Source organism: Bradyrhizobium sp. LTSP857, assembly GCF_000938285.1.
In the GTDB taxonomy this organism is placed as follows: domain Bacteria; phylum Pseudomonadota; class Alphaproteobacteria; order Rhizobiales; family Xanthobacteraceae; genus Bradyrhizobium.
In genome coordinates, this window is sequence record NZ_JYMS01000006.1 from 94,096 (window position 1) to 114,834 (window position 20,739).

19 protein-coding genes and 3 pseudogenes are annotated in these 20,739 nt (G+C 57.6%); 9 read left to right on the forward strand and 13 right to left on the reverse strand.

From position 1 onward, the window contains the following. Positions 1 to 221: 221 nt before the first annotated feature. The 3 genes from phnA to UP06_RS01310 all read right to left on the reverse strand — a co-directional run bounded on the left by phnA (position 222) and on the right by UP06_RS01310 (position 3,386). Positions 222 to 1,493: a phosphonoacetate hydrolase gene (gene phnA / locus UP06_RS01300; RefSeq protein ID WP_044999877.1), complete on the reverse strand. Its 1,272-nt coding sequence runs from the start codon at positions 1,491 to 1,493 to the stop codon at positions 222 to 224. Then, positions 1,490 to 2,239, reverse strand: coding sequence for a phosphoglycolate phosphatase (gene gph, locus UP06_RS01305; protein ID WP_063778851.1), 750 nt, complete (start codon positions 2,237 to 2,239; stop codon positions 1,490 to 1,492). Before gph ends, phnA begins: the two co-directional genes overlap by 4 nt. 256 nt (positions 2,240 to 2,495) lie before the next feature. Further along, complete coding sequence (locus UP06_RS01310; RefSeq protein ID WP_044999928.1) at positions 2,496 to 3,386, reverse strand: LysR substrate-binding domain-containing protein; 891 nt, start codon at positions 3,384 to 3,386, stop codon at positions 2,496 to 2,498. A 168-nt stretch (positions 3,387 to 3,554) separates the two neighbouring features. On the opposite strand from UP06_RS01310, the gene UP06_RS01315 reads away from it, so the two are divergent. The 5 genes from UP06_RS01315 to UP06_RS01335 all read left to right on the forward strand — a co-directional run bounded on the left by UP06_RS01315 (position 3,555) and on the right by UP06_RS01335 (position 7,774). Further along, positions 3,555 to 4,133 carry a hypothetical protein gene (locus UP06_RS01315; RefSeq protein ID WP_044999878.1) on the forward strand — a complete coding sequence of 193 codons (579 nt, stop codon included), beginning with the start codon at positions 3,555 to 3,557 and terminating at the stop codon, positions 4,131 to 4,133. Between the two features lie 601 nt (positions 4,134 to 4,734). Next, on the forward strand, positions 4,735 to 5,010 hold the full coding sequence (locus UP06_RS01320; protein ID WP_044999879.1) for a hypothetical protein: 276 nt from the start codon (positions 4,735 to 4,737) through the stop codon (positions 5,008 to 5,010). A gap of 278 nt (positions 5,011 to 5,288) precedes the next feature. Continuing rightward, the gene (locus UP06_RS01325; protein WP_044999929.1) at positions 5,289 to 6,017 is read left to right on the forward strand and encodes a helix-turn-helix transcriptional regulator; all 729 of its coding nucleotides are present in this window, start codon (positions 5,289 to 5,291) and stop codon (positions 6,015 to 6,017) included. An 84-nt stretch (positions 6,018 to 6,101) separates the two neighbouring features. Next, entirely contained in the window at positions 6,102 to 6,734 is a 633-nt protein-coding gene (locus UP06_RS01330; protein WP_044999880.1) for an acyl-homoserine-lactone synthase, read from the forward strand. An 80-nt stretch (positions 6,735 to 6,814) separates the two neighbouring features. Continuing rightward, positions 6,815 to 7,774, forward strand: a complete 960-nt coding sequence (locus tag UP06_RS01335; RefSeq protein ID WP_044999881.1) for a LysR family transcriptional regulator — start codon at positions 6,815 to 6,817, stop codon at positions 7,772 to 7,774. Between the two features lie 40 nt (positions 7,775 to 7,814). On the opposite strand, the pseudogene UP06_RS41890 reads toward UP06_RS01335, so the two are convergent. The 3 genes and pseudogenes from UP06_RS41890 to UP06_RS01345 all read right to left on the reverse strand — a co-directional run. Next, positions 7,815 to 7,928, reverse strand: a pseudogene (locus UP06_RS41890) (IS630 family transposase); the annotation flags it as partial. Between the two features lie 302 nt (positions 7,929 to 8,230). Then, on the reverse strand, positions 8,231 to 9,436 hold the full coding sequence (locus UP06_RS01340) for an FAD-dependent monooxygenase (protein ID WP_082081203.1): 1,206 nt from the start codon (positions 9,434 to 9,436) through the stop codon (positions 8,231 to 8,233). Further along, positions 9,429 to 10,454, reverse strand: a complete 1,026-nt coding sequence (locus tag UP06_RS01345; RefSeq protein ID WP_044999883.1) for a D-2-hydroxyacid dehydrogenase family protein — start codon at positions 10,452 to 10,454, stop codon at positions 9,429 to 9,431. The genes UP06_RS01340 and UP06_RS01345 overlap by 8 nt, the downstream gene beginning before the upstream one ends. 135 nt (positions 10,455 to 10,589) lie before the next feature. Here UP06_RS01345 and UP06_RS01350 point away from each other — a divergent pair, with 135 nt between their 5' ends. Together UP06_RS01350 and UP06_RS41900 are read left to right on the forward strand one after the other, a co-directional pair. Next, the gene (locus tag UP06_RS01350) at positions 10,590 to 11,177 is read left to right on the forward strand and encodes a TetR/AcrR family transcriptional regulator (protein WP_044999884.1); all 588 of its coding nucleotides are present in this window, start codon (positions 10,590 to 10,592) and stop codon (positions 11,175 to 11,177) included. 266 nt (positions 11,178 to 11,443) lie between these two features. Next, a pseudogene (locus UP06_RS41900) lies at positions 11,444 to 11,602 on the forward strand (LysR family transcriptional regulator); the annotation flags it as partial. Here the strand turns inward: UP06_RS41900 and UP06_RS39550 are convergent. The 3 genes and pseudogenes from UP06_RS39550 to UP06_RS40540 all read right to left on the reverse strand — a co-directional run bounded on the left by UP06_RS39550 (position 11,575) and on the right by UP06_RS40540 (position 14,587). Next, positions 11,575 to 11,817 carry a DUF2274 domain-containing protein gene (locus tag UP06_RS39550; protein ID WP_045011028.1) on the reverse strand — a complete coding sequence of 81 codons (243 nt, stop codon included), beginning with the start codon at positions 11,815 to 11,817 and terminating at the stop codon, positions 11,575 to 11,577. The pseudogene UP06_RS41900 and the gene UP06_RS39550 overlap by 28 nt on opposite strands. 9 nt (positions 11,818 to 11,826) lie before the next feature. Then, positions 11,827 to 12,955 (reverse strand): annotated as a pseudogene (locus UP06_RS01355) (TraB/TrbI/VirB10 family type IV secretion system protein); the annotation flags it as partial. Positions 12,956 to 13,453: 498 nt separating this feature from the next. Then, on the reverse strand, positions 13,454 to 14,587 hold the full coding sequence (locus tag UP06_RS40540; RefSeq protein ID WP_156162697.1) for a hypothetical protein: 1,134 nt from the start codon (positions 14,585 to 14,587) through the stop codon (positions 13,454 to 13,456). Between the two features lie 182 nt (positions 14,588 to 14,769). On the opposite strand from UP06_RS40540, the gene UP06_RS39185 reads away from it, so the two are divergent. After that, entirely contained in the window at positions 14,770 to 16,032 is a 1,263-nt protein-coding gene (locus UP06_RS39185; RefSeq protein ID WP_050031528.1) for a M15 family metallopeptidase, read from the forward strand. A 56-nt stretch (positions 16,033 to 16,088) separates the two neighbouring features. On the opposite strand, the gene UP06_RS01370 is transcribed toward UP06_RS39185, so the two are convergent. The 4 genes from UP06_RS01370 to UP06_RS01380 are packed head-to-tail and all read right to left on the reverse strand — an operon-like array spanning position 16,089 to position 19,031. After that, entirely contained in the window at positions 16,089 to 16,646 is a 558-nt protein-coding gene (locus tag UP06_RS01370; protein ID WP_349509920.1) for a hypothetical protein, read from the reverse strand. Continuing rightward, a complete protein-coding gene (locus tag UP06_RS01375) occupies positions 16,643 to 17,494 on the reverse strand; it encodes a DUF2493 domain-containing protein (RefSeq protein WP_502691508.1) in 852 nt (283 codons plus the stop codon). The genes UP06_RS01370 and UP06_RS01375 overlap by 4 nt, the downstream gene beginning before the upstream one ends. Further along, a complete protein-coding gene (locus UP06_RS42630) occupies positions 17,383 to 17,937 on the reverse strand; it encodes a trypsin-like serine protease (protein WP_082081202.1) in 555 nt (184 codons plus the stop codon). The genes UP06_RS01375 and UP06_RS42630 overlap by 112 nt, the downstream gene beginning before the upstream one ends. Beyond that, positions 17,934 to 19,031, reverse strand: a complete 1,098-nt coding sequence (locus tag UP06_RS01380) for a hypothetical protein (RefSeq protein WP_156162698.1) — start codon at positions 19,029 to 19,031, stop codon at positions 17,934 to 17,936. Before UP06_RS01380 ends, UP06_RS42630 begins: the two co-directional genes overlap by 4 nt. 553 nt (positions 19,032 to 19,584) lie before the next feature. Between UP06_RS01380 and UP06_RS01385 the strand changes: the two genes are divergently transcribed. Then, complete coding sequence (locus UP06_RS01385) at positions 19,585 to 20,706, forward strand: site-specific integrase (protein WP_156162699.1); 1,122 nt, start codon at positions 19,585 to 19,587, stop codon at positions 20,704 to 20,706. Positions 20,707 to 20,739: the final 33 nt, after the last annotated feature.

The window sequence follows — 20,739 nt, forward strand, 5'->3', positions numbered from 1 at the left end:
CGGACCATGTCTCACAGTCGGAAATACTCCAAAGTACGACCTAGCACCGATTGGGACGGTACTTAGAAAAGTGGCCGCTGCCCTCTGGGGCGGCGGCCAAGTCTATCGGGAGGAGGCAGACGACCGGTCTGCCAGCGGCTTCATGCACGACCACCGCGAACGGTGAGCGAATGGACGGTCCGCGGATCGCGGACCGTCGCTTTCGATAGGAACTCACGCGCTTAGTCCGCGACCCCGTTCAACGCAAAATCAAAAATGTCGTAGTTGTGCAGCGGTCCGGCATCCGCCTTCTTTTTGTACTCTTCGCTGATTGGACGAGAGATCAGGAATGGCACCTTCTGCTCGCCGAGGCCACCGTGAGAACGCAGCCGATGGCCGGCCAATTGGCTGAGATTATGATCTTCGCGCCGCGCACCGACCACGGTATGCCGATCGCTGAAGACCGCGAAATCTCCCTCACGGTCGATGGGTAACTCGAACTGCTTGCACACCTGCTGCTTGTCCAAGACCAGCTCGATCCCCGGCAATGTCTTGGTGAAAGCGATCATCGCCTGAACATCGCCGGCCTTTTGCAGGTGCACCCGAACAAAGGATCCGAGAGCTCCGTGATGACGAACGAAGGGGTCGGCAATCGGACAAATGACGCGCACCGAGCCATTGCCAAACCGAGAATTGAGTTCATCCTCTAGGTACACCACGTTCGGTGTGCCATCCTTGGCGGACTTGTCGTTCATGCCGTGGTCGGCGGTGATCGCAACCGTTGCCCCGAGCGCGATGAGGGATGCGACCGCTTTGTCGACGGCCTGATGGTACGCATCAGCCTCGGGCTCACCCGGCGCGTGCTTGTGTTGGACGTAATCAGAAGTCGACAGATACATCAGTTGCGGCTGCTCGGTGGACAAGATCTTCACGCCGGCGTCGAAGACGAAGTGTGAGAGATCTGCCGAGTATTGGTCCGGCGTAGCGCGGCCAACCAGCTTTTCGACGTTCTCGATGCCATTTTCCGCCAGATTGGCTTTGCCGGCGTACTCCGAGGAGAAGTTGATCCCCTTCATCTCGTAGGCGAGCACCTTCAACAATTTATCCTTGGCGGTCACAACGGCCGTCTTGGTGCCGGCACGGCTCAGCGCGCCTAGGATCGTGCCGCACCTGAGGCGCTTGGCATCGGTCACCATGATCTCCTCGCCGGTTTCGGCGTCGAGATAATAGTTTCCGTTGATCCCGTGCACGACCGGCGGAACACCGGTGACGATAGAGGTGTTATTCGTGTTGGTTGTGCTCGGCATCGAGCAATCTGCGACCGCAGCGAATCCATGTTTCTTGAAGGATTTCATCGTCGGCAACGTGCCGTTCGCAATGCCATGCTCAAGATAAGCTGGATCGAAGCCGTCGACGCAGATCACGACGGTCGGACGCTTGGGCGCCGCGTAATATCGTCCGTTCACTTCAACTCCCGTTCCGGGAATTTGTGAAGGGGAAAGGCGTTGGTTCATGGGTAGGACTCCTGCTTGGATGAGGTGGATGAAGCTGCGCCTGTTGGCACAGCATTGTTGATCGTTTCATTGTGAGGGAGGATCGTCTGGACGAGCCCCAGCAGCTGATCGAAGCGATCTACCAGGTGTTCCGCGCCAAACTCGGTCGGAGACCGGTGATGATAGCCATAGGTCACGGCCGTACACCGCATGCCGGCAGCATGGGCTGCTTCGACATCATGAAAATTGTCCCCCACCATCATGCATCGGTCGACCTGGACGCCCAATCGTTTGACCGCTTCGAGAATCGGAGCCGGATGGGGCTTGCGGAACGGGACGCTATCGCCGCCCACCACCACCGGAAAGAAGCCCGACATCGACAAAGCGCCGAGAATCTTCTTGGTGGCGATCACCGGCTTGTTCGTCACAAGCGCGAGCTGGACGCCACGACGTTTCAGCTCGGTCAGGGTCTCGACAACCCCAGGATAGGGGCGCGTAAATCTGGCGGGATTGGGCTGATAGATCTCGAGGAACCGGCGGACGAGATCCAGATTGTCCATGGGCATCGCATGTGCCGCCGCCAATGCTCGCTCGATTAGTTTGGGCACGCCATCGCCAATCATGGCCCTGATTTCGACCGCCGTGATTGGTCTCAGGCCGATTTCGGCAAAGAGCGAGTTGACCGCGGCGCGAATATCTTCCGCGCTGTCGACGAGCGTGCCGTCCAGATCAAAGATGATCGCCCGTAGGGCGTGAGTCTTGAGCATGGCGGCACATTCTCGATTGAGGCGGTGAGTTTCAATCGAATAAAATGCACCGATATGTGAATTCTAGTCTCAACTGCACAATAGGGGACCAACCGCGTGCTCGCTCGGCGGGAGAGGCTCCGAGTATAATTCGGGGAACACGGACCAGGGATCGACTGGCGCCAGGAAAGTTATCCGCGCCTTCATCGCACGAGCGTACACACAGGCCGACCGGGACAGCATGCATATCGCGTCCGGCAGATGCAGCTCTCGTTCCCTACTTGCCGATCTCTTCTTTCATCCAATCAACGAAGCGGTTGACATGTCGGGGATCAGCTCTCGAAGTAGAATGCGCGAAATACTGCTCTCCTTTTACCACAATGTCAGGAAACGGGCAGCGCAGCTTCCATCTGCTCGGGCCAACGAAGAACTCTTTGGGTGCAACAATTGACCCCAACCCTTCGCGCACCGCGTGAATCGCCACGAACATGTGGTCAAACCGATGGCCGCCTTCGAGCAGATAGTCTCGCACCCCGGCTTCTTGCAGCCATGCTTCCCAGTGTCCCGGCCGCGTTGCCGACGTTATCAGAGAATGCCTCAGTATGTCGGCCGGCTTCTTAAGGGGGCGGCGTTGCAGAAGGACTTCTGCGCTGATGGGCGTCAGGTTCTCGGCAAAAAGCGTCGTGGTATTCTTGAGGTACGATCCAATTCGTTCAGCTATACCCCTCGTTATCACAAGGTCATTAGCCGATATGTCGGGGGTCTCTCCGGTCATACGTGTTGAGATCCAGACGGAGACGTTGTCGTAGCGCGCCTCGAAACGCTTCAGTCGGGGCATTAGAAAGTACATTGCGAATGTGGACGGGGCTTCTATGGCAAGGACAGTCTTACTACGCTGGCGTCTCACATACTCGCAAGCGGACCCGATATCCTTGAAGGATTGCCCCAATTGTTCCGCGAGGATTTTGCCATAGGGAGTAAGGGTAAGACCCCTCCCCTCACGAGTGAACACGTGTTGGCCAAGCCAACTCTCCAGCGCTCGAATTTGCTTGCTAACCGCTCCGTGAGTCACACCCAGTTCTTTCGCGGCAGAACTTAGACTGTGAGCTCGTGCGGCGACGGCGAACGCTCGAAGCGCGATGAGAGGCAACTCTCGTTCTTTGGTCACTGCGGCCTTCCTGATACCAGAGCTCACGTATTTTCGCTATATTAACGACTTTACGTCGGTCAGCAAACGGCTTGCAGCTTCGAAATGCTCGGCCCCTCGCGGAGGCAAATTGGCCCCAAATATAGCGTCTCGACATTTTCTCACAGCTCGCGCCCTTTTGTTCGCTTGATGCCCGACCGGCCCGCATTGGTAATGACGCGCCTCGGCGCTCACAGCATCACCGCAACCAGCCACATCGTGGAGCAGTTGCCGCCTCCTGCGGTGCTCACTCGCGATCAAAACGATTTAAATCGATGTCATTTACAATGCCTGATCTCGACCAATCGGTCCTTCAACGGCACCAGGAAATTGTCGGCGCATTACATCCTGAATTCATTCCAAGTCCTGCTCTTGCTCATACACGCAGATCTGAAGGGTTTGAAACCGGCGCTTCAATTCCACGGCCGCGCGTTCGGCACCGGCCTTGGTACGAAATTCGATCTTGACTTCCCCGTCGATCTCAAGAGCAAACAGTTTCGCCGGAGGCTCATCAAATTGCGAAGTCATTCCGATCCTTTTGAGTATGGGACGACTTGTTGCCAAAGCGTCCTTGTCGCCGACCAAGATCGCGATACTCCACAACGGGAGACCGCCTTAACGTTCTCTGAACAGATGTTGGTGGCCGACAATTTCTGCCCCGCCGATGATCGGTCCCGATTTCATCTTGTCATCAATTTCGAAAAATTCCGGTCGCTTACAATCGAATAGAACGCAACGACATGTGAATTTTTTTGCCGGGATAGGTGGCTCCGCGGGCCGAAATACTGCTGCCCGTCCCTTCAAATATTCTGAAAGGCTCGGCCGCACTTCGCCCTTAGTATCCGGCATTTTTCCGTGTAACCGCCGATCAACGCGGTCGCGGCCATCGGGGCCGACCAAGGGGCTCGCTCGAGAGCATGTTGATGCGAGACGATGTTCGAGTTCCGAGCGAGGGCATGCACTTGGCGCCGACTCAAACTCACATACCGTTTCGATTTATTCGATTGAACCTCCTTTCGCGAGCGATAGAAGAGCTTGCTCGCTGTTACGGCGCAATGGGGATGTCAGACATCCTCTCTTCCTCTAAGAACTATCGTGAATTATCGGCGAAGTGCCGACGCGCACCATCAACCTCCTTAGCCTGGCATCTACTTTTTTCGTCAATGCACAATGAAGTTTGGGCCGGTCGAATCGAACTTCAAGTTGAACTCGTTAAGCAGAGGCGATGGCTCGAGCGTAGCCAGCACGAACAACCCACAGGGCGCGCTTTCAGGCGTTGACCGTCTAGCGAATCGAAGATCGACGCTCTGAATGCAGATCAAGTTGCCACATGAAACGCCTTGAGCTTCATCTTTATGCCGATCCAGAGGCAGCAGCTCGCAAGCTCGTCGAGCTCGCTGCGAGCATCGTACCGGTCCAAGACGGTCGCATTCACATAGAGAAGTTGAACGCGCCGTTCCTTTACTCCCTGAAGGCCAGCGGGCCTGAGTTCGGCGCCGGTATCAGATATGCCGTCGAGAAAGGATGGCTTCAGCTTCACATGAGTGGAACATTCGTGCGACTGCTGAAAGACGGAAGTGATATGCTTGCGTCTACTGTTAAATGAACTCTAAAGGGTTCATTGGTTGACCACCGCGCGAGTCACCAGACCAACCATTTGGCCGTTATCAGATTGCCGGGTGATCGAGTCCTAGCAGATCGCTCCGATTCGAGCAGTGTATCCTCCGAAACGTTTTCGCAACGCGTGGTTTTTTATTCGATTGAAGAACGCTACGCGAGCTCTTTAAATGAATCGATCTGGCGAGATCGATGACAACCGGCTCCATGTTGCCAGCGTTGGCGATGATCGACGTTTCCGGCAGGAGCGGCGTAAAGCGCGACCCAATGCATCGCATCTTTCAACAATTCATTGATTCGTTGGCGGAAGCGCGCGACGCCGCTGAGTTTTCACAGACTATGGCGGCAGTCGCCAGTGCTCTCGAACTGTCATGCTTCGCCTATCTTGCACTCCCAGACACCAGAGATCGAAAGCCTCGTCTGATCTCAACATATCCAAAGGAGTGGACGTTTCGGTATATTCAAAGCCGGTATGAGCTCATAGACCCTGTCATCATCCGAGCCCTTCGGACGGCCGAGCCGTTTCAATGGGGACGGGGAGTTGCCTCCAGCCAAAGCTCGCCGGCCCAGAAGCAGTTGCTCGACGAAGCGGCTCAGTTTGGAATTGGCATGGGATTTACAGTGCCAATCCACGATGGTCGCGGCCCGGTGGCTGCTCTGACATTCGCGGCCCGCGGACGCAGTTCAGTCTTCGAGGATCGCGTCCAGTCGCAAGCACGCGTTCTTCAGCTAATGGCACTGTTTTTTCATACTCACGTTCGTCGCACTCTCGCGAACGATCAGGCCGTAGGCGGAATTAGATTATCTCGCCGCGAGTTCGAATGCCTAGAGTGGGCGGCTCAAGGTAAGAGCGCCTGGGAGATCGGACGCATCCTCGGCATCTCGCGCAACACCGTAGCATACTACCTAGAAAGCGCGAAGAAAAAGCTAGGGGTCCGGACCATTGTTCAAGCGGCGACGCACCTAGCCGCTGCAAAAAAAGATAAGCGAAAATAGGACGCACATCCCCTACAACTGCAGGTAATGAATCTGACCAATGGTCCGCTCTAAAGGAGGTGATGTCGACCTTTGGAGAGATCTATGATTCAGCTCATCACGCAATCTTCTTACGGGGAATTTTCCAACACTCTCGTTGAGATGTATCGGCTGCGACATCGTGTTTTCAAGCTCCGCATGGAATGGGACGTTCAAACCAGCGGCGATATGGAGATCGACGATTTCGATGCGCTGCATCCCGCCTACCTAACGCAGCTATCCGACAACGGCCAAGTGCAAGGTTCGGTACGCCTACTCCCCACACTTGGTTCGACCATGCTTCGCGACACCTTTCCCGCGCTTCTTAATGGCCAACCCGCGCCGTCAACTCCTCACGTCTGGGAAAGTAGTAGATTCGCAATCGATGTTGCTACCAACGCCCCGAAAGGAGATCACGGCATCACTCGTGCCGCTTACGAGCTGTTTGCGGGAATGGTCGAGTTCGGGCTTTCGCGGCAGCTCACTGATATCGTAACCGTCACAGATGTCCGAATGGAAAGAATCCTTCGGCGCGCCGGTTGGCCCCTGCGGCGCATTAGCAATCCTTCTACAATTGGCAGTACCTCTGCCGTGGCGGGTTACCTTGTCATTTCGCGTGAGATTCTCTCCAACCTTCGTAGGGCTGGCGGTCTTTCGGCGCCGGCTCTTTGGACGCCAGTAATCTTTGCTGCCGCCTAGAACGATCCATGCCAACCAACGAAACGTCCCCGCCTAGAGCGGGGACACCGTGTCTTGCGGTTTGCTCCCGAGCTACGAAAATGACGGAAACTGAGATTAGGAACAATCGACGGAACGCAACAAGAGCTATTGAGCTGCAACAGCTTCGATTAGCCGTTGTCGCTTGTGACTACGGAAGCTTTCGTCGAGCCGCAGAAATGCTTTCAATCAAGCACACCGCCCTCAGCCGTTCTATCGGTCAGCTCGAGCATGTGGTCGGGACTTCGCTGTTTGAGCGCTCAAGCGGAGGAGTCAAGCCTACTTTCGCTGGCCGAGCGGTTCTGCGAATTGCACGGTTGATTTTGGAACAAGTCGATACCCTTGTCGACGCGGGCCAATCTAGTGGTCGCGGTGAAATTGGTCGCCTGGCGATGGGTTTCTGCACATCCATTTCGGCCGGGAATCTGCGAGCTACTTTGGGGGAATTCAAGAAGCGGCTCCCGCAGATCGAATTGGCAACGGTGGAACGCTCTCGCCTTCGTCTAATGACTGCCCTTCGTAGCGGGACCGTCGATGTAGTCGTCAGCCCTGGACGCCTGCTTTCGAAGGACACCATTGCATTGCCGCTCTGGAGCGAACGCATCCTGATCTCGCTGCCTCAGGATCACAGCTTAGCACCACGTGAGATCGTCTATTGGACCGATCTGCGTAACGAAACGATCCTTTTAAGTCAGTATGATCCTGGAAGAGAGCTTGAGACTCTCTTGATCTCGAAGCTCGTACTACCTGAGGACCGCCCCAAGATCGAACGTCACGACGTTGGCCGAGGCATCATCAAGAGCCTGATAAGTATGGGCATGGGGCTCAGCCTCGTGATGGAATCGGATATTGGAGCGAGCTTTGCTGGCTTGGTATATCGAGAGCTGCAGGACGGAACGGGACCAAGCCGGTTGGACTTCTATGCGCATTGGCGTGATGACAATGAAAATCCGGCTCTGAAGCGCTTCCTCAGCCTGTTAACAGAACGCTATCCCTCGCCCCCGCCGGTTCTCGGGGAATGATTGACTGGTTGCGCCTTTGCAAATCCGCGGTCCGTGGACAACCCTGAAGGATCGAGAACCATGTCTCGATCTGATCGAGCCACGACGAGCGGGTCGCGGTGAAATGGAAATGCACCTTCGGGTGTTTCTTGAACCAACCCTCGTTCTTCTTGTGAATCCGTGTCGTGGAACAGGAAACTGCTCTCGCAATAGGAGGTGCGCCGTCATAGCGATCGCACACCATCCTGCCAGACGGGACGGCTATCGTGTTGGAGCGCCAGCCGAACGCCGACACAGGTAGCTATGCCGGACTCGGAGACGAGGTCGACAATCATTGGGCATGCTGTTTAAGGCCGCCGTGCTGTCGAGGGCTGCTCAGCGTCGGCGTCGAGGCCGGCACCAGACAGGACGAGAATAACCTGGGCTGGTGACCCGCTTCGACGATGCCGTCCGGCAATACGCCCGGCGCGTCTGGCATCAGGCATAGTCGGGCAAAGTAAGTGCGCTGTGAATCTGACGGGAGCTGTCCTTCTCAAGAACCTTGCTTCCCTCGGCCGCCATCTTCCGGAGCATCTCGTTGCGGACGTCGATTTCCTCCTGGGTGTCCGGGATCATGATCCGCTTGCCTTCATCTACCAGAGCCTGGTTCATCTCGACGAAGGGCCGCACCAGCTTTTCATAAGCCTCGAAGGCAGAGCTGTAGTCGGCATTGGTCGCGATCTCGCCGGCCAGGACATAGGCGCCGACCAGCGCCATGCTCGACCCTTGGCCCGACATGAAGGAGGTTGCGTGCGCCGCATCACCGGCAAGCACGACGCGCCCCTTCGACCAGACCGGCATGTGAATCTGGCTGACCGAGTCAAAGAACAGGTCCTCGGCCTTGCACATCGCCTCCACCATTTGGGGCACGATCCACCCGTCGACCCCTTTGAACATACGGGCGGACAGACTGCGCTTGTCCGCGTCGGTAAGGCTCTTGCGAAACGGCGAGGTCGGATATTTGAAGACCAGGAATGCGTACGCCAGACTGTTTTCGTCGGTCGCATAAACGACCGCATTCCTTCCCGGTAGCGTATAGGCCAGCGCACCGCGATCGAGACCGAAGGTGTTCGGAATCGTAAACCCGGCGAAGCAGTAGCCGATATATCGCTCGAATTGGGACTCGTGGCCGAAGACGAGCGATCGGATGTTCGAATGCAGGCCGTCCGCGCCGATAACGATGTCGTACGTCCCGGTGTTTCCGCTGACAAATTTCACGTTGGCGCCGTCAGCGTGCTCCTCGAGAGTAGCGATCGAGTCGTTGAACCTGTAGTTCGCCGTGTCCTTCGTCGCGGCATACAAGGTTGTGGCGATGTCGCCCCGGCGGATCTCGATATCCTTGCCCCTGACGCCTCCGGTGATCGCTTCCGGATCGATCTTCGCGACCACTGCGCCGTTGGCGTCCACAAAGCCGATGCTCTGCGTGTCGACGTGCGCCGCGCGCATCTGCGCGTACAGGCCCATGCGCTCCACCGCATCGATCGCGGTGCCCCGGACATCGATCGGGTAGCCGCCGCCGCGCAACGACGAGGCCTTTTCAACGACCGTTACATCGATGCCATAGCGGGCGAGCCGGAACGCCAGCGCGGGACCCGCAATGCTCGCGCCGGAGATCAGGACATTCCTGACGTTCCTTTCAGTCACGATTCGCATTCCCATCTTGTGTTCCGGCGGATCTTTCCGCGAGCGCCTCGCGGTTCGCGATCCGAATGGGCTCTCCATCGAGCCACGCCGCGACGGATTCCACGGTGTCTGAATAGATCGCGGCGAGAAGTTCACGGGTGACATATCCAAGGTGCGGAGAAAGCGTCACGTTGGATAGTGACCGCAACGGATGATCGGGTGGCAGCGGCTCAACGTCATAGACGTCCAGCCCTGCTCCGGCGATCTGTCCTGCTTTGAGTGCGGCGATGAGCGCCACGTCATCGACGATTGGACCTCTGGAGATGTTGATTAAATAGGCTCTTGGCTTCATCAGGGCCAGTTCGGGTCCAGCGACGAGACCTCGCGTGCGTTCCGACAGCACCAAGCCAATGGAAATCACGTCGGCTTCCTTAAAGAGAGTTTCTTTCTCGACCCGGCGCACCCCGACCGCTGCCGCGGCCTCGTCGGTAAGATTCTGGCTCCAGGCGATAACCTCCATCCCAAACACCTTCGCGTATTCGTTCATGCGCCTGCCGAGCCTGCCGAGACCAAGCAGGCCGAGTGTCTTGCCGGACAGGGTCACCCCTGCGGTGGCCTGCCAATCGCCCTCGCGCATCCGCCGATGCTCTTCGCCCAGATTGCGCACCGTCGCCATCATCAAGCCCCAGGCCAGTTCCGGGACGCCGGCGCCGGCGGCGGCGAATGCGGGGTTGGCGAAGTTCGGATGAGCCACAAGGATGCCCTGTTCGGTTGCGGCCGCCATGTCCAGGTTCGCTAGGGCCATGCCGACGATCGTGATCAGTTTCAGATTCGGCAGCCGCTCGATCAGCGTGCGCGAAAAGGCCATGCGCTCGCGCAGCGTACAGATGACGTCGAACGGCTGCAGCGCCTCGACGGCCTCATTCTCGGAGAGGTGATGGTCGAAGACGGCCACCTGCGCCCGGCTCCGCACCGGTGACCAATCGGCGAGGTCAAGCGCGACCCCGGCATAGTCATCGAGTATCGCCACCTTCGTCATTCGGCCTCCTAGTCAATCAACGAACGGGCTTGGGCTGGCACGTTGCGCGCAAACCTAATAAGATGCATTAATGTTTCTTATTGTTCCGAAAGCGGGGCGTCAATTAGAATCACTCGTGCATCTAAAGGGGGCGGTGTGGAGACGAAGAAGGGTCGACGACGCGGGGACGCGCTTGAGACAGCAATCCTTGGCGCCGCTTGGGCCGAACTGCTGGAGGTTGGATATTCCAGCTTCACGGTGGAAGCGGTGGCGAAGCGGGCGGGAACGAGCCGCCCTGTTTTGGCTCGCCGTTGGCCAAGCCGTGCCGATCTGGCCGTCGCCGCGCTGGCGCATTACAATAGGGCTAATCCCGTCGAAATGCCCGACCTCGGAAACGTGCGGGCCGAATTGATTTTTGTTCTGCAAAAGCTCTCGGAACGAGGCGCCAGCACCGTGATAAATGTCGTTCTGACCATGAACGACTATTTTGCGGAGACCAATTCCAGCATGGCCGATCTTCGGGGGCGTCTGGTCGGCGAGAACAAATTCGAACAGGTGTTACGGCGCGGTGTCGCGAGAGGCGAACTTGATCAGAGTAGATTGACGTCGCGCGTAGCGTCGCTGCCGCTCGACCTTCTCCGTCACGAAGTGATTATGACGCGCAAGCCTATTTCAAAAGAGCTGATTGTCGAAATCGTAGATACGATATTCTTGCCGTTAGCGGCCACTAGGGCGGCGGATTGATACGCACTACGCTCGACCATGAACGAAGTTGTGCGGCATGTGATTGCCGATACGAAATCGCTTCTGTACCGCGTTCCGCAAACGGGACAAGGGCTCAGATTCGTTCAAAACCAGAAGGCGATGGCGCTCGCGAGCACCACGGCTGGAGGGGACCAGGGCGAGTTGCTCTTAGTTAGTCGGACTATCTAGCTTCCTGACTGCGCAGTCGTGGCGCGACCGCGCGCACTAGCTCGGCGACCAGCGCCACCGCCGGATCCATGTCGGTGCGCTTTGCCGGTTTGATTTATCGCGAATTGCACGACGGGACGCGGCCGAGTTACCTGAGCTTTTCAGCACATTGGCGAGGCGACAACGAGAACCCAGCCCTTCACGGCTTTCTAAAACTGCTAGCCGGACGTTACCCCTCTCCAGTTTCTCGCGAATGAACTGCACGACGCCATTTCGCAAATCCCCGATCTGTCGCCATGAATCGCATCAGCATGGGCGCGATGAGCTTTGACGGATCATTGACCGGCTGGCCGGTTTCACGTGCGAGGGCCCCCGCATAGGCGACGAGATCGCGATGCACAGCAGCCGGTAATTCAGCGGTGACTTTGACAGGCTTGTCGTCAGCAAGCGCTCTAATCTTAAGCTTGGCCATCTTCTTTCCTCACCCTCTGTAAGGCTCTAGCACGAGGTCGCGATTCACGATCACGCGAACCGGAAATCCCGGCCTTATCGTTAGCGTTGGCTGGATGTTGAGGTTGCGTTGAACGATCTTCTGGCCGGTCTGATTTATGCTATCGCTCGATCCGCGGCGAAGAGCTTGGATGATGTCACCGCTGTTGCCGGTGTCGGAGCCGGCTCCCACTTCGCTGCCGACTGCTAGTAACGTAGACAGGAGCGCCGCCTTGAAGAGAGCGTCCCAATGATTGTCGACTTCGTCCTCTAGACCAGCGTAGCCACCTGAATCCGCGCCTGGTTGACGTTCGAGCACGATCGAACGGCCGTTCGGCATGATCAAGCGTGTCCAGACCAACAGCACGCGTGACTGACCGAATGCGATCTGGCTGTCATAGGTTCCGATCAAACGAGCTCCCTGCGGGATCAGCAGCAAGCGACCGGAGGGTGTGTCAAAAACATTCTCGGTCACCTGTGCCGTGATCTGCCCGGGCAAATCTGAGCGGATGCCGGTGATGAGCGCGCCGGGGATCACCGTCCCCGCCTGCACCACATACGGCGAAGCTGACTTCGTGACGCGATCGGGGCTTGTGGTACGGCGATCGACCGATGCATTGACGAAGGCAAGCTTGCGATCCTGGCCGTTCTGCGCAAAGCCGTCGTCAGTTCCCGGCATGGACGATGGGGCGGCTCGGTCAAAGCTTGAGGCCTGGGCTGCAGCGGGCATCGTCTCGCGAATATTGGTGGAGGCGAACAGATGGCTCACGCGCGCGGCTTCGGTCTCCTGGTCACGACGCTGCTGCTCCTGATCGAAGCCCGTCGCGGCTGTGGTTAGCGGCTGTCCCTGAGCGGCGAGGATTGGGCGGCCGAGATCACCAGGAAGCGGTGGGCCCAGCGAGGGCACCTGGCGCGGAACACCAGTATAGTCCCGCGGCAAACCGGCGAGGCCATCAGCGACGTTATGGTGATCGGTGCTGTAGAGTTCGTCGGGCGGGGCTGCGAGAGTGGTTATTTTGGAGAGCCCAAAGCACGGCACCCCCAACAAGAACCAGTGCAACAGCGGTCCCTCCCGCGAGGACCTTACGGGACAGCCGCGTGGCACGTGGATGATTGGCTCTCCGACAAGCCGATCGAAATACTGCGGCTCCGCTGCGGCTTAGTGGGTCGGCCGAATGGGCGTGGTCAAGACCCTGAAGGGGGACTGTACCGCCCCACTCACAACGCGATCACGTCTCGTTCATTGCTTCGACCTACGCGATCCTGATCAATTGCTAAGGTGTTGCACAAAATGCCCACTCGCGATCCGATACGGGCGGGACTGCTCAACTTCAATGCTTCCAGTTCGGTCAAGAAGAAAGGGCCATGCAACAGTTGCACGGCCCTTCCAATCTGGTCCTCGCGCGGAAGAGTAACCCTATGTGTAGGGCGCCTTCCAATTAGGAGGGGTAATAATGATGACGCGTCGCGTCAGCGTCATCGGCCGCCCTCTTGTGACGAGAATTCTTGAAAGCATCAGAATACCTCCTATGTCAGATATCCGACGATAGGCCCAGAACGTGGGCCTGCAAATACAGCGCTTCGCAGGCGTCTACGAACAGAATCCAGAGGTTTTCTATTCAATCATTTTTCGGCTTCTTGACCTCTCTGGTCTCCATGTACTCGGCAACGACACCCGGATGTATGGTTTTTACGTACTCAGTCAGTTGCTTAACTTCAACAGGTTTGGGGTCTGCGGCGAAAACCGGCTTTAGAAGCAAAATCGCGGGATGGCGTGCTGTTACTGTTTCGCCCACTCTGGTCAATGCAAGATCTATAGCGGAGACCGTCTTGCGACCGAAATAGCGCATTCGTCCGACATCTTTCTGCGTCCCATCGCTCACGCAGCATGCTACCTGCAACGCCTGCATCATCCCATCCACTTTCCAGGGATAAAGCTTGTTAAATCGCCTCGCCTTTTCGAAAAAGTCCTCCCGCTCAACTGCACTTTTCAAGTCTGATTGACGCGTATCGTCTACCTTGATTAGCGCGCAACGGTGAGACAGTTCATTGTTAATCTGGATGTAGTCTTCCAAATCGGTCAAAGGTGATCGATTGCTAAGGTTTGCAATGGCATCCCGAAGGGCCTTAATACTGTCGATCGTTTTCTCTATGAGTTCTTTTGGCGGCATCTTCCCTTGAAGATCGCTCTCCAGATCGTGCAGGAAGACCATCCACGAATCGTATTGGGCGATCATTCGCGCCACATTGAGATCTGCTCGAGAAGCTCGAAGTGGCTCTATCAGAGCCGAATAGCGATCGCTAAATGCTTTGCGTCTCGCGCTTGGTGGACCTTTTGAAAGTTCAGTTGAATCCATCCCGTCGAGTACTCCTGACGATTCACTCGAGAAAATGGGCGGAAAAATTAGGTGGGCTAGCTGCATAGCCGCGTCAGTCGTGGGAGTATATGTTCGCGGTAACGTTTTCACCTTGCCCCTTATTATCCCGTTCGGATTATTCCAAAGCAGATTTATCTGACTGGGAGTGATCGCGGCATCTTCTCCTCCAGCGGCTGGCAATTTTTTCGCAATCATCGCCAGGATTGCCGCATCTGATACTGGCTGATTTAATTCCGATGTCTTTTGCCAATTTTGGGCGGTGGGTGGAAATTGTTTGACCAGCCACAGGCGAAGCGATGCCCGGGGGACTTCCGGTGCATATTCACGAGGCTCCCAAATATGAGCCTCCTCTCCAACATCCGAGGCCTCAGGCATCTACTAGACTCCCGTCAATTTCTATAACCAGTGAATCCAACGTGACAGAACAGCGAAGCATTGCAAACTCTTCTCGTTGAAAAGCCAGACTTCATGTAGCGAGGCTTTCGAACGTCACGCCAACTACTTCCATTCCGACCTAATCGACGATCGCGGCCATCTCGAAATCAAGAGGTGGCCACATGGCTCGGATCAGCTATTACGTACTTGCAGCGTTCATTCTCCTCACCTTGGCTCTAACTTATTCTATCCGCAAACTGGCGACGCCCGCGGCACCGACGGTAGTCGGCGGCCTCACAAAAGTATCTGGCGCCGGTCATACCAACTTCATGACCGGGCCGCTCCCTGACCAGAACACCATGACGTGGGTAAAAACGTCAAAGGGAAAACGCTTCCAAGCGCATCCCAAATCTGCCCCGTACCTCCTCGCCTTCGTCAATAAATTGGAGGCCGCGGGCGCACCAATCAACTCGATCGGCGGCTATAATCGCCGCCATATTGCAGGCAGCAGCCGTTGGTCGCAGCACGCGTACGGCAATGCAATCGATATTGATCAACTTGGCCGCAACCGGGTTACTGCCGCGTTCGCAGGTTGGTCGCGATCGCACCCCGACGTTGTCCGTAATGCGGCGCGGAAGCACGGCATTATCAGCGGCGGCGACTGGAAAGCGCCTGACTACGGCCATTTCGAATGGGGTGGCACCACCCGCAGTAGCCACAGCCGCATTCCGGCATCCATCCGCTTTAACAACCCCGGCGCTCAGTACCCGGCAGAATGGGCGAAGGCGTTCGGCATGGACGGCTATGCCGTCATCGGCGGCGGCCACCTCATCGCACGTTTTCCCGATCCAGTTGCTGGCGCCGCAGCGAACATGTTCTTGCTCAACAAGTCCTATGTCGGCATGACCATTGGCGCCGCAGGTACCAAATGGACAGGTGGCAACGGGTCGGGAGTTCCTGGATACGATCCCGCTCAAACATTGACTCACGAGATGCTCAACGAGCGCTCGTTCGTCATTCCATTCATGAAGGCCATTGCCGAACGTGAGGCAGGACGTGAGTCTCCATTGACCGACGATCAATGGATCCGTGCGTTCAACGCGTACCGAGCCGGGAAATATTCTGCAGGCATCAAAGCGGCATCCGCAGAGATTGACTCGATCTCTCAGTCCAACACCTGGACGAAGGAACTCCCCAACTCTAGAGCACTCGCATTTACGGTCCGCCAAGGCCGACGCTATCATGCGACCGTGAGGCTCCCCGGCATCGAGCAGTGGGCGACGAACGAGACGATCGCACAGAACCTACGAAAGGTAGGCTTCTCGGAAATCGAAGTGGAAGGTAGCGGACACACTCGCGAAGCCCGAGCTCTATGGCCCAAACCCGACTCCACATCATCAATTGACGAACACTTGGTCGACGTGTTCGAGTTACCTGACGGATAGTCTGCATTGATGAGCATGTTTGATCGAGAAAAATGACCCGTGAAGCAACGTAAACATCACGAACGGTCATTCCGCAAAATGGTCAAGCGCGTCCAGGCTGTGCCGCCAACACAGACCGCGCCCAGGGAAGCGAAGATCTCACACCAAGCCAGCGAAGGCGCGCCGATCTGGGACAGGGCGAACACCACATGATAACCGGCGACGGCAGCGGGAATGGCGAATGCTGTCGCCATCGCGATGCGCAAGGCCAGCGACCGAGCGACGGCAACGATGATCTGGCCGAGGACGAGCGTCAGCGCACCGCCCGCCATTGCAATGAGCAGCGCGCCGACGACGCCGGTGCCGCTCTGCAACGCCTTCATGCCGATACTCAGTGCGACGAAAAACGGCAACGCATAAACAGTGAGCGCAAAGATCGCCCAGCAGAACAAGCCGATGCCGAGTGTGTTGAGAACAAGCCCAAGGGCGAGCATGGTGGTGGCTCCATGTGCATAGATTTCGGAGTCGCGCCTTCCACCACCACCACGACGCGGCTTGGCCTTAAGTTCAAAACAGGGCGGAGTTGCGGCGTGCACAATTCCGCCTCGAAAGCTGAGCGAGAAGACGGCGCTCACGCGCCGCCGAACCTCCAGACGCGGATGCCGAGCCGCTTTGCCTTATCGGCGAGGTTGTCCTGGATGCCCGTGCCCGGAAAGTGCATAACGCCGATCGGCAGCAGTTCGAGCATGGAGTCATTGCGCTTGAATGGTGCCGCCTTGGCGTGCTTCGTCCAGTCGGGCTTGAAGCCGATCTGAGGCACTTTACGGTTGGTTGCCCATTTGGAGGCGATCAGTTCGGCTCCTTTCGGGGAGCCGCCGTGGAGCAGCACCATGTCTGGATGCTTGGCATGAACCTTGTCGAGGCGGTCCCAGATGAGGTGATGGTCGTTGAAGTCGAGCCCACCGGTGAGTGCGATCTTTGGTCCCGGTGGCAACATGACTTCAGTCTCGGCGCGACGCTTGGCTGCGATGAAGTCGCGGGAGTCGATCATAGCCGCGGTTAGCGTACGGTGGTTTACCAGCGATCCCGATCGGGGGCGCCAGGTTGAGCCGGTGTGGATCTCAAAGCGCTCGATGGCCTGGTCGCGGAAGACCTCGAGGCAGCTGCGGCGCTCGATCAAAGTGATGCCCTCGGCCGTCAGGCGCTCGAGTTCGACCGATCGGACTTCGGAGCCGTTCTGCTCGCGCTGGCTTCTCTGCTGCGCCTGTTCGTTATGGTCGAGGTGGCGTTCGATACGGTCGACGGCACGGTGGAACAGATTGACGGTCGACCAGAGCAGATCATCAAGATCTGGCTCGAGCCGTGTGTCGCTCAACGTCGCGACCAGGGCATCGAAGATATCGGCGACGGCGACGGTGATGATCTTGCCCTCGGGAAGCGGCCGTGGATCAGGCTCGTTGTCGAAGGGGCGGTAGACACGTATTCCGGATGAATTGTGCAGGAGACCGCGATTGGCCCTGCGGGAGGCATCTGGACGCTGCCGCGTATCGTCGCAGCGCGCACATGGTCGAAACAGTGAGCAGCGGTCAGGAAAATCCGTGGGCCAACTAGCGTCGTCGTGCAAAATGTTTGATCTGAAATGCACAAGATGAGCGTCGCCGGCCAATCCGCCGGGGATGCAAGTTTACCACGGATGACCTCGATGAATTTCATCGTGTCTTCCACTTCCGCACCCGCCATGAATTTGTTGAATTCGTTGAAAGCCGGCGGCCGCACGATCGCAAAGACCTCGCCCGCTGGATAAGAGGATGGGCAAGCGCCTGACGCAAGTGCGACCGTGCTGAACGGGCCGCCGAGATACAGAACGGAAAGCGCAATCGCGTAGAGTGCAAGTCGTTTGAGACTTGTGCAATCAAGCACGATCATTGCGAAGGTCGCGTCAGCAACAGGATTGCATTGTTAATGAGGCGCGTCTGCTCTGGCGTGGATTTGGTCGCTCCACTTCGCGGACCGAGCGCGAGGTTGAGAATATTCGTTCGCACGCCTTGTGCCGACGCTGCGGGAGCGTTCAGACCCGGCCCTTTCCAATTGATAAGGGTCCAACTCGGGGTGACTGTGCCACCAAATGCGACCACGAACTGGATGGAGTGCAAGATCGAGTCGATCGGCGGATCCGGCGTGTAGGAGACCAGGGCCGCGGTCTTCTGCAACGCTTGAGCATGATCCGAAAAAAGCTTGGCATTGTCTGCGGCGGCCTTTGATTTAGTGTCGTCTAACTTGGTTTGTTCGACGTCCGTCTCATAGTCGGCGGTTCGACCGTTTTTCCTATTATCCTCAAATTGATCGTAGTGCGTTTTGGCATCGTCGAGCGCGGCGCGCGCATCGTTGACCGCCGTTTTCGCACCGCCTTCGTCGATCTTGGCGTATTTGAGGGCTAACCCAATCGTCTCAACGACTTCGGTTGCGCTGGCATTAGCTTTGGGAATGGCCACAGGCGCAAATGCGTCGCGCGCTTTGACAGCCGACTTGTAAGCGTCCTCGATCACCTTGCGGGTCAGCGTCGCATTATTCGCGTTCAAGGTCGCTTGCTGCAACGCATTTTTTACGTGCGAATAGGCGTCGGTAATATCCTTGATCTGTTGGTCCGTTGGCTTGTCAGTGGGCACCGGCGCAGCCACGGTGCCAACCAGGGGCTTCGGCATTGGCACAGCGGTTGGCGGCGTTGTCGCCTTTCCGGTGCCCGGTGCCGGATGATTACCAGCCCACAAGTCCAGCCGGTGGACGGGATAGAAAGCTGAGGCCACCCATTCGCGCAGGCCCAAGTCTCCTTTAAGCTCTCTAGCCCCGGAATAGTCGCAGACCCGTCGCTCCGGCGGAAAATCCGGGGCACTTTCCATTGCGCGCACGTACTCGCGCCAGTTGTGCAATTCGTCTAATGCGAGTGAAAAGCTTACGGTCTCTGTTCGAACGGCTTGCTCTCCTAGCCGAATGCCCGCACGCTCGCCGACGTGGCTTTTCATGGTCGCTGTTGTCTGTCCCTGATCAGTCGACGGAGCGCGGAGGCGAAAAGTGACCGGGCGTTGTGGACGGAAGCCGCCAAAAGCGGAATTGTGCAACTCGGGTTCGATTTGCAAGTAACGGACTCGAGGAAAGCGCGATGTCGCCACGCTCTCCCCTCCCCGCCCGCTATCCTTCGACCGGCGCATGGCCCACGGTTATGCGTGCCGATATGGCAGCCGCATATCTTGATTATCGTGATACAGGTGAGCTGGCGCGTGGGGTGAGCCGGGGTGAGGCGCCCCTACCGATCGGCTATCACGGAATTGGACCCGCCAGAGAACCAATCTGGTCTAAGGCCGCCATTGACAATTTCCTCGAGCCAGATTCGGATAGTCCCGCAAAACAAGACTTGGCGTCACTCGCATGAAACCGCCTCGCACAGCATTGAAGCTTCCGCGCTATTGCCGGCGAAAGCCGTTGAAGAATGGCCGATGGGCATACTTTTTTGAACCGCCGACGTGGGCCCGCGCACAGGGTTGCCAAATTGAAGCTGAAGCATTGGGGCAGGATTACGTGGCCGCCGTCGATCGTGCGGAGAACGTCCTCTTGCCGGCCTTCGATAGCTGGCGTTCTCGCGGGCTGACGGACATGGTGCCGGCAGCCGTGACGCCAGGATCGTTTGACTGGCTAGCGGGCGTATTCAAGGCGCACCAGAAGTGGAAGGAGATCGATCACAAGACACAGCGTCTTTACGAGCAAGGCTTGTCGCTATTCGCCAACCACAGGCTGAAGGATGGCACCCGAACCGGCTCAAAGCAGATCTCAGATTTCACGAAAGGATTCGTGGACGCGGTGTATGCGAAGTTGCTCGTCGTCGAGGATAAGGACGCAGATGGCAACGTCGTAAGGCGAGAACGCCGCCGCTTCGCGAATGCCGCGATGGTCGCCTGCCGGCGGGCGTGGTTCGTCGGCCAGCGCGCAGACGAGAAGAGGGTTCCAGCCATCAATCCGTTCTCGCGCATGGGGTTGAAGGCACGCGCTCCCGGTCAGGCCGTGCGCGAGACGCCGACCGCGACGTGGGAAGATCTCGTTGCATTCCGAGCCGCCGCAAAGGACCTTGGATATCGGTCGGTGGCGACGGCCTCGCTTGTGACCTGGGAATGGCTGCAGCGGGAAGAGCACGTCTTCGGAGCCTTCGAGATCGCTCACTATCGACCCAAGGAGCGCCCGAACAGCGTCAAGATCGTGCATCCCAAGAACGGTGAGGAAGCGTGGTGGCCGCTGTTCGACGAGGCTGGCGAAGCCCTTTTCCCGGAGCTGATGGCCGAACTCGACGAAATCAAGAAGACGACAGTCTCAGGACTCGTTTTCCGGCGGGATCACGCCCACCGTAGATCTCGCACGCCGCTACCTTGGATCACCGATAAGAAGGATCTTCGCTATCTCCGGGATGTGGTGAAGGAGATCATCCGTTCCGCCGGGCTTCGAGAAGAACTCTCGTTCACATCCTTCCGCCACGGCGGCTTCACTGAGGGAGCCGACAGCGATCTCACGGATGCTGAATTGCGCGCGGCCGGACGGCACCGGTCCGCGAGACAGCTCCCGACATACGCGAAGCGCACGCGCAAACAGCTCATTTCGGGCACGAAGAAGCGTCGCGAGGAGCGAACAAAGACAGCCGGTTTGTCGGAATAGCCGCTGACCGCTTGTCGGAATGGCTCTCTTGCG

Bases quoted from the DNA above. Each gene is read 5' to 3' on its own strand.
- phnA (WP_044999877.1), bottom strand. From the start codon at position 1,493: ATGAACCAACGCCTTTCCCCTTCACAAATTCCCGGAACGGGAGTTGAA.
- gph (WP_063778851.1), bottom strand. From the start codon at position 2,239: ATGCTCAAGACTCACGCCCTACGGGCGATCATCTTTGATCTGGACGGC.
- UP06_RS01315 (WP_044999878.1), top strand. From the start codon at position 3,555: ATGCCCGACCGGCCCGCATTGGTAATGACGCGCCTCGGCGCTCACAGC.
- UP06_RS01320 (WP_044999879.1), top strand. From the start codon at position 4,735: ATGAAACGCCTTGAGCTTCATCTTTATGCCGATCCAGAGGCAGCAGCT.
- UP06_RS01325 (WP_044999929.1), top strand. From the start codon at position 5,289: ATGCATCGCATCTTTCAACAATTCATTGATTCGTTGGCGGAAGCGCGC.
- UP06_RS01330 (WP_044999880.1), top strand. From the start codon at position 6,102: ATGATTCAGCTCATCACGCAATCTTCTTACGGGGAATTTTCCAACACT.
- UP06_RS01335 (WP_044999881.1), top strand. From the start codon at position 6,815: ATGACGGAAACTGAGATTAGGAACAATCGACGGAACGCAACAAGAGCT.
- UP06_RS01345 (WP_044999883.1), bottom strand. From the start codon at position 10,454: ATGACGAAGGTGGCGATACTCGATGACTATGCCGGGGTCGCGCTTGAC.
- UP06_RS39550 (WP_045011028.1), bottom strand. From the start codon at position 11,817: ATGGCCAAGCTTAAGATTAGAGCGCTTGCTGACGACAAGCCTGTCAAA.
- UP06_RS40540 (WP_156162697.1), bottom strand. From the start codon at position 14,587: ATGCCTGAGGCCTCGGATGTTGGAGAGGAGGCTCATATTTGGGAGCCT.
- UP06_RS39185 (WP_050031528.1), top strand. From the start codon at position 14,770: ATGGCTCGGATCAGCTATTACGTACTTGCAGCGTTCATTCTCCTCACC.
- UP06_RS42630 (WP_082081202.1), bottom strand. From the start codon at position 17,937: ATGATCGTGCTTGATTGCACAAGTCTCAAACGACTTGCACTCTACGCG.
- UP06_RS01380 (WP_156162698.1), bottom strand. From the start codon at position 19,031: ATGAAAAGCCACGTCGGCGAGCGTGCGGGCATTCGGCTAGGAGAGCAA.